This is a genomic window from Sphingomonas sp. (assembly GCF_032114135.1).
Classification (GTDB): Bacteria; Pseudomonadota; Alphaproteobacteria; order Sphingomonadales; family Sphingomonadaceae; genus Sphingomonas.
Map to the genome: position 1 here is coordinate 1,661,262 of NZ_DAMCTA010000001.1, position 14,867 is coordinate 1,676,128.

Below are 14,867 nucleotides of genomic sequence, written 5' to 3' on the forward strand. Positions count from 1 at the left end.
CCCACCCGACCTGCGGGCGGGGAGAGCCTGGGCTCAGGCGGTGGCGCCAATCCGCGCCAGCACCATGTCGATATCCTTCGCGTCGTGGCGCTCGGGCACGCTTTGGTCCTCGGGGCCGGTGCCGCGATTGACCAGACGGCCGCGCCGCACGGGCTCGCGTTCGGCGATCTCGGCGGCCCAGCGCAGCAGGTTCGGATATTCCTGCGCGTTCAGGAACACGTCCGCCCCGGGATAGGTTTCGCCGCGCACCACCGCGCCGTACCAGGGGAAGATCGCCATGTCCGCGATCGTGTATTCGTCGCCCACCATGTAGCGGCTGCTCGCCAGATGCGTGTCGAGCACGTGCAGCTGGCGCTTGGCCTCCATCGCATAGCGATCGATCGCATACTGGATCTTGATCGGCGCATAGGCGAAGAAATGGCCGAAGCCGCCGCCGAGGAACGGCGCCGAACCCATCTGCCACATCAGCCAGCTGAGCGTCTGCGCGCGCTTGGCGGTGTCGGTCGGCAGAAAGGCACCGAACTTCTCGGCCAGATGGAGCATCATCGCGCCGCTCTCGAAGATCGGCAGCGCCGGCGCGACCGAATGATCGACCATCGCCGGGATCTTCGAGTTGGGGTTGATCGCGACAAAGCCGCTGCCGAACTGATCGCCCTCGCCGATGCTGATCTTCCAGGCGTCATACTCGGCGCCGGCATGGCCGGCGGCGAGCAGTTCCTCGAGCAGGATCGTCACCTTCTGCCCGTTGGGCGTGCCGAGCGAGTAGAGCTGGATCGGATGGCGGCCGACCGGCAGCGCCTTCTCGTGCGTCGCGCCCGAGATCGGGCGGTTGATGTTGGCGAACTGGCCGCCGTTGCCGGGCGCCCATTCCCACACCTGGGGCGGGACATAGCCGGCGGGAAGGTTGTTGGCGGGATCGGGGGCGTCGGCCATGCTCGTGTCTCCTCGGGGAAGCGTTGCCGGCGGCATGTAGGGCGCGAACCGCGCGTTGCCAGCCCCGCCCACGACAAAGGGCCGGGCGCAGCTTGTCGCCGCGCCCGGCCCTTTGCAGCGATGCTTGCGCCGCTTAGCGGAAGCGGATGCCGACGCCGGCCATCACGCGCTGACGCGCGGTGTGGTCGTTATACTGCGAACGGACATACTGGACGTTCGCATAGACCGGCATGCGGGTCTCTTCGCCGGTGAAGGAGTATTCGACGCCGCCGCCGACCTGGTAGCCGTCGGTGCGGAAGTGGTCATAATAGCCGCCAGCCGGCGCATCGACGCGCTTGCGCTGCTCGTTGCTGACATAGCCGCCCTTGGCGAAGATGAGCAGCTGCGGGGTGGCGAGCACGCCCGCGCGGACCGCGGCGCCATATTCGTCGAACGACTTGTGGCAGACGGTGGCGTTGACGCCCGCGGACGAGCAATTCTCGTTCCACTCATTGGCGCGCCAGTAGCTGCCCTCGGCGCCGATCACGATGCGATCGCCGATCTGGCCGTCGAAGCCGACGGTGCCGCCGTAGCCGAACTTGTCGTTGTGGTTGCCCTGCGACTGGAACCGATCGCCGCCGGCATTGGCTTCGATGCGGATGCCGCGGAAGCTGGTGCCGTTGCTGCTGGTGGCGGTGTCCTGGGCCTGGGCGGCCGTGGCGGTGAAGCCGAGTGCCGCGATGGCGACGATGAACGCTGAACGCATACTAGTACATCCCTTGGATTGGAGGGGTTTTGCCTTCGCCGTAACCCGTCAGCCGAGAAAGGTTTCCGCGATGCGGCAGAAAAGGGGGTCGACCGTGGCAATGATGCAACACCTTGAAGATGCGCTCGTGCCGTAGCGTCGCCTCCCTTCGCTTGCTGTCAGCCGTCCGACACGGCAAAGCCGTGGCATGCCCGCCGGCCCGTTCTCGCCTCGCCATATCGTTCGCCCGCTGTTGCTTGCGCTGGGCGCGGTGCTGGCCTGCTATGCGCTGGCGCTGGTACCGCGCGAGGTGCACCCGCTCGAGCTCACCTTCAATTCGATGCTCGACCATCTGCTCCACGGGCGCTTCGACGTCGACCCGAGGATCGTCGGCCGCGAGGGGTTCACCATCAACGGCCAGGTCATGGCCTATTGGGGAATTCTTCCGGCGCTGCTGCGATTGCCGATGACGCTGTTTCCGGGCTGGCGGATGCTCGACTTCACGATCGGCTCCTGCCTCGTCGCGCTTGCCGGCATGGTTGCCACCAAGCTGTGGACGATACGGCTGATCCGGCGCGAACTGCCCGCCCTCCCTGACTGGCTGTACCGGGCGACGCTGGTGGTGCTGCTCCTCTCCGGCGCGCAAACCTGCTTTCTGCGCTTCAGCCTCTATCAGGAGGTGTGCCTGTGGGCGGCGCTGTGGGGGGCCCTTTTCGTCGCCGCGGCGATCCACGCCCAGCTGCGCGGGCTGGGGCGCGGGGCGCTGCTGGTGATGGCGCTGGTCGCCGGGCTGGCAATGCTGACGCGGGTGTCGCTCGGCATCGGGCTGGTCGCCGCCTTCGGCGGCGTGCTGCTCGTCGAAATGGTGCGCAGCCGCGCGGACCTACGCAACGGGCTTGCCGCTGCCGGCCTGCCGGTGCTGCTGCTGGTGTTGTTCGGCCTGATCACCGCCGGGGTGAATATCGGTCGCTGGGGCGACCCCTTCACCTTTGCCGACTATCACTACTACAACTATAATGCCTGGTATCCGGACCGAATGGTGCGGATGGCGGAACAGGGCCTGTTCAACCTCCACCGGGTGCCGTTCGGGCTGGTCTATTATTTCGCGCCGATCTGGGTGCTGCAGGGCGCCGACGGGCAGCTGCTGCTGGACGCCACCCGCGCCAAATGGATCGACGCCGCCGAGCTGCCGCCCAGCAGCTTCCTGCTGACCGATCCGCTGTTGCTGGCGCTGGGCGCGCTGGCGATCCTGGGCTGGATGCGCCACGCGAACGCCGACCGCGCCCGCGGCGTCGCGGTCGCGCTGGGACTGTCGATTCCGGCCGGGCTGATGCTGTGCGCGGTGAGCATGAACTTCCGCTACCGGCTCGATTTCTACCCGCTGTTCGAGTTCCTCGCCTTCTCCGGGCTGATCCTCGCCGGTCGCGGCGGGCCGGCACCCGGGCCGCGCTGTACCGCGGTGCTGGCGACGGTTTCGGTCCTCTTCTCGCTGCTGGTCGGGGCTGCCTATCTGGTGGGGCGGCTAGGGCCGGGACAGCTGCTGATCGGCGACGGCGTGGGCGCCTATTATCTGCAGGCATTCGGACTGCGCTGAGGCGCTAGCGCAAGGATACCCGGGCCCCGGCATGCCGATCCAGCCGCCCGGCCAGTTCCAGCTCGAGCAGCACCGTCTGCACCACCGCGGGTGCGCAGCCGGACTGGCGGATCAGTTCGTCCACGCCGACCGGCACCGGACCGAGCAGCCCGGTCACCCGACGGCGATCGACATCGCTGGCGTCCTCCGGGGGCGCGCCGCCAAAACGGTCGCCGGGGGCCCGCACCACGCGCGCGTCGATCGGCCGCACCTGCTCCCAGATATCGTCCGCCGACTGCACCAGGATCGCGCCCTCGCGGATCAGCAGATTGCAGCCCTGCGCGCGGGGATCGAGCGGCGAGCCGGGCACCGCCATCACCTCGCGCCCCGCCTCGGCGGCGATCCGCGCGGTGATCAGGCTGCCCGAGCGCGGCGCCGCCTCGACCACCACCGTGCCCAGCGACAGCCCGGCGATGATGCGGTTGCGCGCCGGGAAGAAGCGCGCCAGCGGCTCGGTACCCGGCGGCTGCTCGGTGACGAGCAGGCCTTGCCGCGCGACGCGCTCCTGCAGCTCGGCATTCTCGGGTGGGAAGACGATGTCGATGCCGCTGGCGATCACCCCCACCGTGCCGCCGGCGAGCGCGCCCTGGTGCGCGGCCGTGTCGATGCCGCGCGCCAGGCCGGAGACCACCGTGGCGCCCTGCTCGACCAGCCCGATGGCGAGTTGGCGCGCGAAGCGGCACGCCGCCGCCGAGGCGTTGCGCGCGCCCACCATCGCGATGCACGGCCGTTCCAGCAGCGCGGTGTCGCCGCGCAGGATCAGCGCGGGCGGCGCATTGTCGAGTTCGGCGAGCAACGGCGGATAGGCGGGATCGTCGAGGAACAGGTAGCGCGCGCCGAGCCGCTCGACCGCGGCGATCTCGCGCCGCACCGCGGCGGCATCGGCGATCTGCGGCGCCCGCCCGCCCCCGCGGGCGGCGAGCATCGGCAGCGCGTCCAGCGCCGCCTCGGCGGTGCCGAAGCGGGCGATCAGCTGGGCATAGGAGACGGGACCGACATTGGCGGAGCGCAGCAGCCTCAGCCGCGGCTCCCGCCCGTCAGCCACGCTTGCTGCCGACCCTGGGTTCGGTCCCGCTCAGCAGCCGGTCGATATTTTCGCGGTGCTTCCACAGCACGATCAGCGCCAGCGCCAGCAGCATCAGCACCAGATCGAGCTGGCCGAAAAAGGCCGCGCTCACCGGTGCGCTCACCGCCGCCGCCATCCCGGAGACGGAGGAGATCCGTACCGTCGCCAACAGCCCCAACCATACCGCCGCATAGACCAGGCCCGACGGCCAGTAGAGCGCGAGCACCACGCCCATCAACGTCGCCACGCCCTTGCCGCCGCGGAACTTGAGCCAGACGGGATAGCAATGACCAAGGAACGCCGCCGTTGCCGCCAGCGCGGCGGTGCCGGGCAGGAAGGCCGCGGCGAGCAGCACCGCCACCGCGCCCTTCGCCATATCGAGCAACAGCGTCGCCGCCGCGAGGCCCTTGCGGCCGGTACGCAGCACGTTGGTCGCGCCGATATTGCCCGATCCGATCTGGCGCAGGTCCCCCGCCCCCGCGGCGCGCGTAAGCAGCACCCCGAATGGGATCGAACCGAGCAGATAACCGAGCAACAAGGCCCCGGCCGGGGCCATCCATGGAACTTCCGTGGGCAAAGCGGCCCCCTTTCGTTCCTCCGTTTAGCCGCATCCCTTACCCGAACGCAATGATCTGCATCAGCGTGCAGGCGCCCGCGTTGTTGACGCTGGCGCCGCGCGTCGGCCATGGCGGGCGCATGGCCGATCGTCGTCCCGTGCTGTTCTTCGATTCCGGTGTCGGCGGGCTGTCGGTGCTCGGGCCCACCACCGCGCTGCTCCCCCAGGCGCCTTTGGTCTATGTCGCCGATTCGGCGGGGTTTCCCTATGGCACCAAGAGCGAGGCGGAGATCGCCGCGCGGGTGCCGGCGCTGCTCGGGCGGCTGGCGGAACGCTATGACCCGCGGCTGATCGTGATCGCCTGCAACACCGCCTCGACGATTGCGCTCCAGCACGTGCGCGCCGCGCTCGACCTGCCGATCGTCGGCACCGTCCCGGCGATCAAGCCCGCGGCGGAGACCAGCCGCACCCGCACGATCGGCGTGCTCGGTACCGCAGCGACGGTGCGCCAGCCCTATGTCGACGATCTCGCCGCGCGATTCGCCGGCGACTGCACGGTGCTGCGCCACGGCTCGGCCGCGCTGGTCGAACTCGCGGAAGCCAAGCTGGCGGGCGAGGTGATCGCGCTCGATGCAGTCGCCAACGAACTCGGCGGCCTGTTTCACCAGCCCGGCGGCGACCGCATCGACGTGATCGTCAATGCGTGCACCCATTTTCCGTTGCTGGCGCCGGAGATGCGCGCGGTCGCGCCGGAAGGCGTGCAATTCGTTGACGGCGGCCCCGGCATCGCGCGCCGAGTCGCCTACCTAACCCGCGCGCAAAGCTGGCCCACCGACCTTCCCCCCGGCCGCGCGGTGTTCACCGCGCGCGATCATCGTGCGGACGCGCTTGCCCCGATGCTCGCCCGCTACGGGCTGAGCCGAATCGAGACGCTCTAGGCCTCAGGCGAAATCGCCGACGACTGCCTGCGGATCGCGCACTGCGATCTTTGCGGTGTAGCGCTCCGCCATTTCCTGGTGGACGCGCCGCGCACTGCTGTCATCGCACTTGCCGGCACGCTCGCGCTCCTGCCGCGCGCGCCGCTCAAAATATTCGATGTCGTTCTTCGCCATGGGCCGCTCTCCGATGCCAAGCGGGAGATCGATCGTCTCTCAGCCGCGGACATGCTGGCGCCCCGAGTCGTCCGCGATACCGTTTCTTTACCACAAAAGCGGCTTCTCATCCCTGATCTTGCGCAAGCATCGATCACCGAGCGGAAGAATCTTCATCATGCCAAATGCTGCATTCGCCGCAGCCCGGCCCTATTTGTGGCCGAAGGGGCACATGCCTGCCCGGGAAGCGACCCCAATTCCATACGGTGGTTCCCGTGCTGGAAATGCCGGAAATTAAGGCGTAGAGATCACTTCCATGCAGCGCCAAGACGCATCCGCACCCGCGATCGACTATACGCGGGTCTTCACCCAGGCCATCGACCGCCTCCATGCCGAGGGGCGCTACCGGGTCTTCATCGACATCCTGCGCAACAAGGGCATGTTTCCCAACGCGCGCTGCTTCGCCGGTCACAATGGGCCCAAGCCGATCACGGTGTGGTGCTCGAACGATTATCTCGCCATGGGGCAGCATCCCAAGGTGATCGCGGCGATGGAAGAGGCGCTGCACGATGTCGGCGCGGGCTCGGGCGGCACGCGCAACATCGGCGGCAACACCCATTATCACATCGACCTCGAGCATGAGCTTGCCGACCTGCACGGCAAGGAGAATGCGCTGCTGTTCACCTCGGGCTATGTCTCGAACGAGGCGACGCTGTCGACGCTCGCCAAGGTGATGCCGGGCTGCATCGTCTATTCGGACGAGCTCAACCATGCTTCGATGATCGCCGGCATCCGCAATTCGGGTTGCGAGAAGCGGGTGTGGCGCCACAACGATCTCGCGCACCTCGAGGAACTGCTCGCCGCCGACGATCCCTCGGTGCCCAAGCTGATCGCGTTCGAGAGCGTCTATTCGATGGACGCCGATATCGCGCCGATCGCCGAAATCTGCGATCTGGCGGACAAGTACAACGCGCTGACCTATCTCGACGAGGTCCATGCCGTGGGCATGTACGGCCCGCGCGGCGGCGGCATCTCGGATCGCGAGGGACTCGCGGACCGGCTGACGATTATCGAGGGCACGCTGGGCAAGGCGTTCGGCGTGATGGGCGGCTATATCGCGGCCGACCAGGTTATCATCGACGTGATCCGCAGCTATGCCCCCGGCTTCATCTTCACCACCTCCCTGTCCCCCGTGCTGGTCGCCGGCGCACTGGCGAGCGTGCGCCATCTGAAGAGCTCGAGCGTCGAGCGCGAGGGCCAGCAGGCGGCCGCGGCGATGCTCAAGCAGCTGATGAACGACGCCGGGCTGCCGGTGCTGCCGTCCACCACGCATATCGTGCCGCTGATGGTGGGCGATCCGGTGAAGGCCAAGAAAATCAGCGACGTGCTGCTAGCTGAGTATGGCGTGTACGTGCAGCCGATCAACTATCCGACGGTGCCCCGCGGCACCGAGCGGCTGCGCTTCACCCCCGGCCCGTCGCATGACGAAGCGATGATGCGCGAGCTGGTGGATGCGCTGGTCGAGATCTGGGGCAGGCTGGAGTTGCGCCTGGCGGCGTAAGCGCCGTCAGGCGATGGTGATCCGGCCAGCGAGGCCGGGCACGTCCATCGGCTGGCCGAACGGCACGATGACGGCCTCGCCATAGGCGCCGCCGCTGGCGTCGAGCACGAAGCAATGGGTGACTTGGCCGACGATGTCGACCACCCAATAGGCCGGAATACCCGCCCTTCCGTAATCGTCGCGCTTCTCGCCAAGATCGCGCTTTTGCGTCGTCTCCGCGACTTCAATGGCGAACAGCACTTCCTCGCCCCGCAGTGCCTTTTGCGGCGCCGCGCCGGGTCTCAGAACGGCAATGTCGAACGCGCGAACTGTATGCACGTCGATTTGGATAACGACGTCGGTACCGACTTTCGCCTCAGCTGCCCGCGTCAACGGGAAGAGCAATCCGATCAGGCGCGCATTGAGCTCGCCATGCGACCAGTCGGCCGGCATCATCTTTTCGATTCCCCCCCGGACCAGTTCCGCTCGCATCCCCTCGAACGCCCCCAGTTCGAGCATGTGCAGGAAATCGTCCGCCGTGAACGGCGACGCCCACTCCTTGTTGGATGCGAGGCGGACCTGCTGGTTCATGCTGCGTAGTGTAGCACGGCAGGTATTCCCGAAGCGATAGCGCTCAGGCAGGTCGCCTGAGCACCGCGCTCCAGGTATAGCCGCGCAGCGACGCGCGGAACGCGGCCGTCATCCCCTGCTCCGCCGCGATGGCTTCCACCACGTCCCGAAGATCCGCACGCGGATAGACGTGGAAGGCGTTGAGTTCCTTGAAGTGGAAGCGCTTGGCGAAGCCCGGCAGGCGCTCGTATTGGCCGAAATCGACGATGTGGAGGCTGCCGCCCGGCGCCAGCGCCTTCGCCCCCAGCGCAATCGCTTCCTTCCAGGGCGGGATCATCGACAGCGTGTAGCTCATGAACACGCGGTCGACTTGGCTAAGCCCGAACAGCGCGTGGACGTCGAATGCCCCGGCATCGCCTTGCGCCAGTGTGATCTTGTCCGAAAGCCCGTGCTTGGCCACCGATTTGCGCGCGGTATCCAGCATCGCCTCGCTGATGTCGAAGCCGTAAAAGCGGGCATCAGGCCAGCGCTTTGCGGCGACGATCAGATTGCGCGCCGTGCCGCAGCCGACCTCCAGCACCGTGCCGCCCGACGGCGGCGCCAGCTCGCGGATCAGCCGGTCGCGGCCGAGCAGGTAGAATTTGCGCGTGAGATCGTAGAAGTGGCGATGGAGCGCATAGGTCGCATCCATCAGCCCCTTCTGATCGCCTGCTCCGGCCTTGGCGCTCATGCGTGCGGCTTCAGCGTCCAGACATGGGTCGCACCGTAGACCGACGACCGGTCGCGGCGGGTCCAGTCGTCGAGCTTGGCCTGATCCTCATATTCCCACTGGTTCATCAACTCGTCGGGGATATGGCCGCGGACCACGTCCGGCACCGCAGCCGTGCGATAGAGCACGCGCGCGCCGGGCTTGGCGGTACGGGTGATCTCGGTCCAGATCCGGGTCAGCTGCTCGTCGGTCATCCAGTCCTGCGCGTCGAGCAGGATGTAGCGATCGAGCGACTGCGCCGGCATCGACTCGAGATAATCGGCATAGTTGGTGTGGCGGATCTCGACGCGGTCGGCGCGGTCGCGCACGAGCTGGTAATTCTTGCGCTCGAGATAGGGCGGCAGCGGCGCGCCCTCATGCTCGCCATAGCCGCGACCGAAGGCCTGCCAGGCGTAGAAATTGTCCTTGAGATCGAAGTCGCAGGCGAGCTTGCGCAGGCGGCTGCGCAGCGCACCGGTGATGCCTTCCTGATCGTCGATCTTGAGCAGGTCGTACTGCGCGGGCGGGATGCCGAAGCCGAACAGGGCGGCGGGCTGGTCTACCATCCAGCGCAGCAGCTTCTTGTCGAAGAACGGCGCGAAGCGCGTCTCGAAGATGTGGCGCTGCTCCTCGATGGTCTTGGCAGCGAGGATCTCCTTGGGATCGATGCCGTAGCGGTGACCCAGCCAATGGACAAAGCCGATCAGCCGGCCAAGCAGCCCCTGGCGATAGAAGCCGGTCTTGAAGCCGTTGATCCGGCGCACGCCGTTGGGGGCGCGGCCGTCCCAATAGGCGCGCGCGCTCTCGTCGAGGCTGCCGCGCAGATAGGTCTTGTACGCGTCGATATTCTCCGGCCGGTTGGCCAGGCCGAAAAAGCGATGGAACGACTCATAGTCGGGCAGCCGCAGCGCCGCCTGCTGCTTGAGCTTGTTGAGCGCGATATGCGCCGGGTTGAGGTCCACCGCGGTGATCTTCGCGGGGTTCGCCGTCAGATAGGAAAAGACGTTGCAGCCGCCCGAGGCGATCGTGACGATATGGCTGTCGGGGGTGATCTGCAGCGCTTCCATGTCGATCACCGGGTCTTCCCAGATCTGGGCATAGACCAGGCCGCGGAACGCGAAGGTGAAGGCGCGCTCGAGGATGCCTTCCTTGGAAAGATGTTCGTGGCGGTGCACCGCACCCCGGACCGCATCGTTCTTCGGCGACTTGGCGATAGATGGCATTCGAAACGACTCCCGGCGAACCAGCCCGTCCGGCGCCCCGCCGAACAAGCTCCCCACACCCCCTGTGACAAAAGCTTTGCAGCCTTGTGACAGCAGCCCCCGGAAATCAATCCTTCACCCTGCGACCTGCCGCAGCGGGACGATGGAAAGAAAGGGCCGGCGTGCTGCAACCTTTCGGTCGCGCGCACCGAACCTATATCGAGACCATCATTCCAAGAGGTTCGCCATGTCGATCGATCGCCGCCAGTTGCTCGCCGCCGCCGGAGCCGGGGCCATCGCCCTGCCGCTGTTTGCGTGCAGCAGCGCCCCCGCCGCGCCGCTCCCCAATTTCCCGTTCAAGCTGACCGACGCCGAATGGAAGAAGAAGCTGAGCCCGGCCGCGTATAATGTGCTGCGGCATGGCGGGACCGAATATCCCTTCACCAGCCCGCTCAACAAAGAGCATCGCAAGGGCGTGTTCGGCTGCGCCGGCTGTGCATTGCCGCTGTTCGACTCCGCCACCAAGTTCGACAGCGGGACCGGCTGGCCCAGCTTCTATCAGCCGCTGGCCGGTGCGGTGGTGTCGCGGAGCGATCGCAGCCTGGGGATGGAGCGGACCGAGATATTGTGCCGCCGCTGCGGCAGCCATCTCGGACATGTCTTCGACGATGGGCCGAAGCCGACCGGCAAGCGCTATTGCATGAACGGGGTGGCGCTGCGCTTCACGCCGCGCGGTTGATCAGTTGATCGAGGCGATCTGGGTCAAAGTCGGCAGGCTGAGCGCCGCGACCTGGACATTGGCCCAGTCGCTGGCCGGCGCGGCGTCCGGATAGATGAAGCCGTTCACCGGATAGGCCGAAAGGCCGAGGCTGGCGGTGCGGCCGTACCACACGCGCACTTCGCTCCAGTCGCCGGCGGCCGACACGTCCACCGCGCGGACGTCATGCTCGATCGCCCCCGGGGTCGACCAGTTGGCGTGGGTGAGCAGTACTTCACGCGCGCTGACAACCTGCGAAACCATCGCGACATGGCCCATCGGCATGCGCGCGGTACGCTGGAAGGACATGACCGCGCCGACCTTGGGGGTCTCGCCGCGCTGGTAGTGGCCGGCGGCCTGGTCCCACCAGGTCCAGGCATTGCCGCGGATCTCGACGCCCGAGGCCTGGCGGGCGAACGTGACGCACTGCCAGAAGGTGCCCTTCGCCTGAGCGGGAACGACAGTCATCAGGGCGCACGCCGCCATCAGCGCAAAACGCGCTGCGAAACGAGTGAACATCTTTGGACCCCCCGGTCAGGAAAGGAAGTGGATGAGGGTTGCTAGCCAAACTATAGGACGGCCGTACACCCCTGCGGTTGGCCGATCCGACGAACCGTTGGAATGCGCCGACGAGGTGCGCTGAACGGTTTCTGAACGGCGGAACCTGCCTCGAAACACATCTTGCCCCGCGGCGCGCAACCGATTGCTCAAAATGGTATGCGGTTAGGCGCCTAAGGGAAAATACGGCCCGAATTCATGATCCTACGGGAGATCCCCTAGTGTCATCGCTTCGTCGCAAACCAATGTTGCGTCGCAGCACATTTTAGGGTCCAATGCCCGTGGGGATACGGAGGGGGTCATTAAGCTCTGCGTTAACCAGTGCGGAGCATGATCCTCTCTACCGGGCAAAAGGAACCCGAGCGGGAGACGTTACGATGGCTGCACGAGCAAAACCGGCCGAAGGCGCGATGGCGCTGGCAGAGATGAAGGAATTCGCGGGTTTCGCCGCCGGCACCCAGCGCTATGTGCGCCGGTCGCTCGACGTTGGCCTCGAGCGCGACGACGCGCTCTCGCGCTGGTCGCGCGACGTGGTCGAAGCCGCCAGCATCCGCGCGCAGGCGCGCATCTATGAGCGCCTCAAGGACCTTCGCGCGATGATGCCGAACGATAGCGACCTCGGCGGTATCGAGCCGTTCATGGCACCGCTGGTAACCCTCTCGGCGTTCGACCTCGGCCAGGGCCGGCTGACCAGCTTCTCGGCCTATCGCTTCCTCTACGAGCGGTTGCTCGGTGCCGAAGTACGGCCTTGGCTGCCGGCCGCCTTCTGCTCCGCCTCTGCGCTGCCGCACCTCCACCCGGACCTCCGCCGCAAGCTGCTCCAGTCGATCAGCGAAGCCGCGGCGACCGCCTCGGGCTGGTCGAACCGTCAGCCGAGCTTCTTCCCGCAATGGGTCGAGAAGATCGACACCAACGCCCTGCCGAACTGAGTTCGCTCAGCGGCAGGCCCGCCACCCCATCTCGCCGCGTGCAGCCTGGTCGAGATGGAGGTGGTCGCGGTGGGCGGCATTATAGTCGGGCGACAGCACCGTCGCGAACAGCCGGCAGGCGCCGTCGCGTACCGCGCGCAGAAAGGCGGGCTTGTCCCCTTCCCCCTTCCAGTCCCCCAGCACGCTCACCCGCCGACCGTCCGCCAGGACGAAGGCCGCGATGTCGACGGCATTGGCCTTGGCATGCTCGCTCCAGTCGCCGGTGGTCCGGCCGTACATGCGGCGGCACGAATAGCTGCCGAAATGCTCGATCCGCACGACACGGGATCCCAACAGCTTCTGCGCCTCGGGCTGGACGACATTCCATTCCCACAGCGCAAGCCCCGCCGCGACCGGGCAGGCCATGCCGAGCGACGCCGGGCTGAACGCGATCGTCCGCGATCCGCCACTGGTGAAGCGCACGCCATTGGCATAGCCGCATTCGCCCTGCCGCTGGACGGGCGCCAATTTCTCGTAGCGCACGCCCGCCTGGGTGAGCAGCGCGCGGCACTGCCCATCATCGCTCCCCAGCCCTGCCAGCTTACGGCCGGTAAAGGCACCGATCGGCTGGGACAGGTCGAGCGGGGTCCAGGGCACGTCCTGCGGGCGACTGCGGGTCCACATCAGCAGGAGCAGCGCGCCCCCGGCGATCAGCGCGAAGACCAGCAGCACCCAGATCGTCTGCTTGAGCGCTTTCACGCCCGCACCGCGCGATCCATCCGTTCGGCGGTGACGGGGTAACCGAGCCCCTCCGGGATGCAGAGCCAGTCGACGCCGTCGCGCGACTCGACGAAGGGGGTGATCGGCGCGATCGGAAAGCGGCGGGCATGGGCCATCGCCGAGTCGAAACCGTCGAACAACGCCAGCCGTTCCAGATTGCGCCGGGTGGGATAGATCACCATCGCCTCGCCGCGATCGGCCAGATTCAGCGCGCCTTGCGCGGTGATCCAGCACAACCGGACATTCTCGCTGCCGTCGACCTGCGGCGCCGCCCCCTCCGGCGCGCGGGCGAGGTAGAAGCGGGTGTCGAACACCCGGTGCGGCAGGCCGTAAGGCAGCCAGCGCGCGAACGGCACCAGCGCGTCCAGATCCAGCGCCAGCCCGGCCTCTGTCAGCAGCGTCGCGAAGGGCTCACCCCCATGGAGTCGGCTACGCAGCGTCGCGAGCCGATCGGCAGCACCGTCGAGCCCCAGCGCTAGCCCAGCCTCTTCGATCGTCTCACGGATCGCCGCGACTCGAGCCGCGGCATCGTCATGGCCGTCGGTCAGGAGATGATCGCCGGGGTCGATCCGACCGCCGGGAAATACCAGCGCGCCGCCGGCGAACGCCATCGCCCGCGAGCGCTCCACCATCAGCAGTTCGGGCGGGCCGCCCGCCACCTCGCGCATCACGATCACGGTGGCGGCAGGGATGGCTTCGACTTGCGACATCACCCCGGCTCTACGCCGGGCGGCCTCCGCTTACCAGCCGGAGGCGCGCAAGCGCAGGCGGAGCACCTGGTCGCTGGAGGTGATGAACAGCGTCTTGCCGTCCTCGCCGAAGCAGCAGTTGGCCGCCTTCTTGCCGGTCGAGATCAATCCCAGCCGCCGCCCGTCCGGGGCCACGACATGGATGCCGCCGGGGCCGCTGGCATAGAGGTGACCGCTCGCCGCCACCTTCATGCCGTCCGGGTGCCCCGGCAGCCCCTTGGCAGCGCCCGCGCGGTGATCGAGGAACAGCTTGCGGCCGGTCGCGAGCCCATCGCTGCCGAGGCTGTACGCCCAAGTGAACAGCGCCGCGTCGTCCGAGACCGACACGTACAGCGTACGCTGGTCGGGCGAGAGGCCGATGCCGTTGGGTCGGGTGAGCTTCGATTCGATCAGGTGCACCGTGCCGTTGGTGTCGAGCCGGTAGACGCCGTTGAACGGCAGTTCCTTGAGCGGCGACTGGTCGCCCTCGGTGAAGCCATAGGGCGGATCGGTGAAATAGATCGCGCCGTTCTTCGCCTGCACCAGATCGTTGCAGCTGTTGAAGCGCCTGCCTTCGAACTTGCCGGCAAGGATCGTCTTTTCCTTGGTTTCCAGATCGACGGCGGCGATCGCGCGGGTGCCGCTGTCCGCCATCAGCAGCTCGCCCTTGCGGCCCTGGATCATCCCGTTCGATCCCGCCTCGCGCACGCCTTTGGGAATCGGCCCGGCAAGCCCCGACGGCACGAGGAACGGCTTGGTCTCCTTGCCGTCCCAGCGATAGGCGATGTTCGCCGGCACATCGGAGAAGAGCAGATAGCTGCGATCAAACGCACTCGCGCCGCCCGCCGCATCGCCCGAGACCGCGCCGTCGCGGATCCAAACCGGCCCCTCGGCCCATTGGATGCCGCTGGCGATCACCTCGAGCGGCGACTCGATGTCGAGCAGCGTGTCGAGCTCGGGATCGAGCCGGGTGATCGTCCCCGCCCCCGCTGCGCGGGCGATGCCCGGCAGCAGCGGCAGCGCGGCGAGGCCGCCCAGCAAGGTGCGGCGGGTGGTGGCGAACATGGTCAGGA

Annotated in this window: 17 protein-coding genes; 5 read left to right on the forward strand and 12 right to left on the reverse strand. The window is 67.4% G+C overall.

Annotated features, from left to right (window positions below):
* Positions 1 to 33: 33 nt before the first annotated feature.
* The gene (gene yghU, locus RT655_RS07915; RefSeq protein WP_313535940.1) at positions 34 to 933 is read right to left on the reverse strand and encodes a glutathione-dependent disulfide-bond oxidoreductase; all 900 of its coding nucleotides are present in this window, start codon (positions 931 to 933) and stop codon (positions 34 to 36) included.
* Positions 934 to 1,066: 133 nt separating this feature from the next.
* A complete protein-coding gene (locus tag RT655_RS07920; RefSeq protein WP_313535941.1) occupies positions 1,067 to 1,678 on the reverse strand; it encodes a porin family protein in 612 nt (203 codons plus the stop codon).
* A gap of 187 nt (positions 1,679 to 1,865) precedes the next feature.
* On the opposite strand from RT655_RS07920, the gene RT655_RS07925 reads away from it, so the two are divergent.
* Positions 1,866 to 3,251, forward strand: coding sequence for a hypothetical protein (locus RT655_RS07925; protein ID WP_313535942.1), 1,386 nt, complete (start codon positions 1,866 to 1,868; stop codon positions 3,249 to 3,251).
* A gap of 4 nt (positions 3,252 to 3,255) precedes the next feature.
* Here RT655_RS07925 and dprA read toward each other — a convergent pair whose 3' ends face one another.
* Positions 3,256 to 4,335, reverse strand: coding sequence for a DNA-processing protein DprA (dprA, locus tag RT655_RS07930; RefSeq protein ID WP_313535943.1), 1,080 nt, complete (start codon positions 4,333 to 4,335; stop codon positions 3,256 to 3,258).
* Positions 4,328 to 4,912 (reverse strand): glycerol-3-phosphate 1-O-acyltransferase PlsY, encoded by a 585-nt coding sequence (plsY, locus tag RT655_RS07935; RefSeq protein ID WP_313535944.1) that lies wholly within the window; start codon positions 4,910 to 4,912, stop codon positions 4,328 to 4,330. The genes dprA and plsY overlap by 8 nt, the downstream gene beginning before the upstream one ends.
* A 140-nt stretch (positions 4,913 to 5,052) precedes the next feature.
* On the opposite strand from plsY, the gene murI reads away from it, so the two are divergent.
* Positions 5,053 to 5,850, forward strand: a complete 798-nt coding sequence (murI, locus tag RT655_RS07940; protein ID WP_313536927.1) for a glutamate racemase — start codon at positions 5,053 to 5,055, stop codon at positions 5,848 to 5,850.
* 3 nt (positions 5,851 to 5,853) lie between these two features.
* On the opposite strand, the gene RT655_RS07945 is transcribed toward murI, so the two are convergent.
* Positions 5,854 to 6,024: a hypothetical protein gene (locus RT655_RS07945; protein WP_313535946.1), complete on the reverse strand. Its 171-nt coding sequence runs from the start codon at positions 6,022 to 6,024 to the stop codon at positions 5,854 to 5,856.
* A 295-nt stretch (positions 6,025 to 6,319) separates the two neighbouring features.
* On the opposite strand from RT655_RS07945, the gene hemA reads away from it, so the two are divergent.
* Positions 6,320 to 7,564, forward strand: coding sequence for a 5-aminolevulinate synthase (gene hemA, locus RT655_RS07950; RefSeq protein ID WP_313535947.1), 1,245 nt, complete (start codon positions 6,320 to 6,322; stop codon positions 7,562 to 7,564).
* A gap of 6 nt (positions 7,565 to 7,570) precedes the next feature.
* Here hemA and RT655_RS07955 read toward each other — a convergent pair whose 3' ends face one another.
* Genes RT655_RS07955 through RT655_RS07965 form a run of 3 tightly spaced genes read right to left on the reverse strand, consistent with a single transcriptional unit; the run spans position 7,571 to position 10,084 of the window.
* Positions 7,571 to 8,134 (reverse strand): Uma2 family endonuclease, encoded by a 564-nt coding sequence (locus RT655_RS07955; RefSeq protein ID WP_313535948.1) that lies wholly within the window; start codon positions 8,132 to 8,134, stop codon positions 7,571 to 7,573.
* 43 nt (positions 8,135 to 8,177) lie between these two features.
* A complete protein-coding gene (locus tag RT655_RS07960) occupies positions 8,178 to 8,843 on the reverse strand; it encodes a class I SAM-dependent methyltransferase (protein WP_313535949.1) in 666 nt (221 codons plus the stop codon).
* Positions 8,840 to 10,084 (reverse strand): DUF3419 family protein, encoded by a 1,245-nt coding sequence (locus RT655_RS07965; RefSeq protein ID WP_313535950.1) that lies wholly within the window; start codon positions 10,082 to 10,084, stop codon positions 8,840 to 8,842. Before RT655_RS07965 ends, RT655_RS07960 begins: the two co-directional genes overlap by 4 nt.
* A gap of 226 nt (positions 10,085 to 10,310) precedes the next feature.
* On the opposite strand from RT655_RS07965, the gene msrB reads away from it, so the two are divergent.
* Entirely contained in the window at positions 10,311 to 10,802 is a 492-nt protein-coding gene (gene msrB / locus RT655_RS07970; protein ID WP_313535951.1) for a peptide-methionine (R)-S-oxide reductase MsrB, read from the forward strand.
* Here the strand turns inward: msrB and RT655_RS07975 are convergent, their stop codons facing one another.
* Positions 10,803 to 11,288: a CHAP domain-containing protein gene (locus tag RT655_RS07975; RefSeq protein WP_313535952.1), complete on the reverse strand. Its 486-nt coding sequence runs from the start codon at positions 11,286 to 11,288 to the stop codon at positions 10,803 to 10,805.
* Between the two features lie 467 nt (positions 11,289 to 11,755).
* Here RT655_RS07975 and RT655_RS07980 point away from each other — a divergent pair, with 467 nt between their 5' ends.
* Complete coding sequence (locus RT655_RS07980) at positions 11,756 to 12,307, forward strand: hypothetical protein (RefSeq protein ID WP_313535953.1); 552 nt, start codon at positions 11,756 to 11,758, stop codon at positions 12,305 to 12,307.
* Between the two features lie 6 nt (positions 12,308 to 12,313).
* Here RT655_RS07980 and RT655_RS07985 read toward each other — a convergent pair whose 3' ends face one another.
* From RT655_RS07985 to RT655_RS07995, 3 genes are read right to left on the reverse strand one after another with little or no spacing between them, the layout of a single operon-like run.
* A complete protein-coding gene (locus tag RT655_RS07985; protein WP_313535955.1) occupies positions 12,314 to 13,045 on the reverse strand; it encodes an extensin family protein in 732 nt (243 codons plus the stop codon).
* Entirely contained in the window at positions 13,042 to 13,776 is a 735-nt protein-coding gene (locus RT655_RS07990) for an NUDIX domain-containing protein (RefSeq protein ID WP_313535956.1), read from the reverse strand. Before RT655_RS07990 ends, RT655_RS07985 begins: the two co-directional genes overlap by 4 nt.
* A 30-nt stretch (positions 13,777 to 13,806) precedes the next feature.
* Positions 13,807 to 14,859 (reverse strand): SMP-30/gluconolactonase/LRE family protein, encoded by a 1,053-nt coding sequence (locus tag RT655_RS07995; RefSeq protein ID WP_313535957.1) that lies wholly within the window; start codon positions 14,857 to 14,859, stop codon positions 13,807 to 13,809.
* Between the last annotated feature and the right edge of the window lie 8 nt (positions 14,860 to 14,867).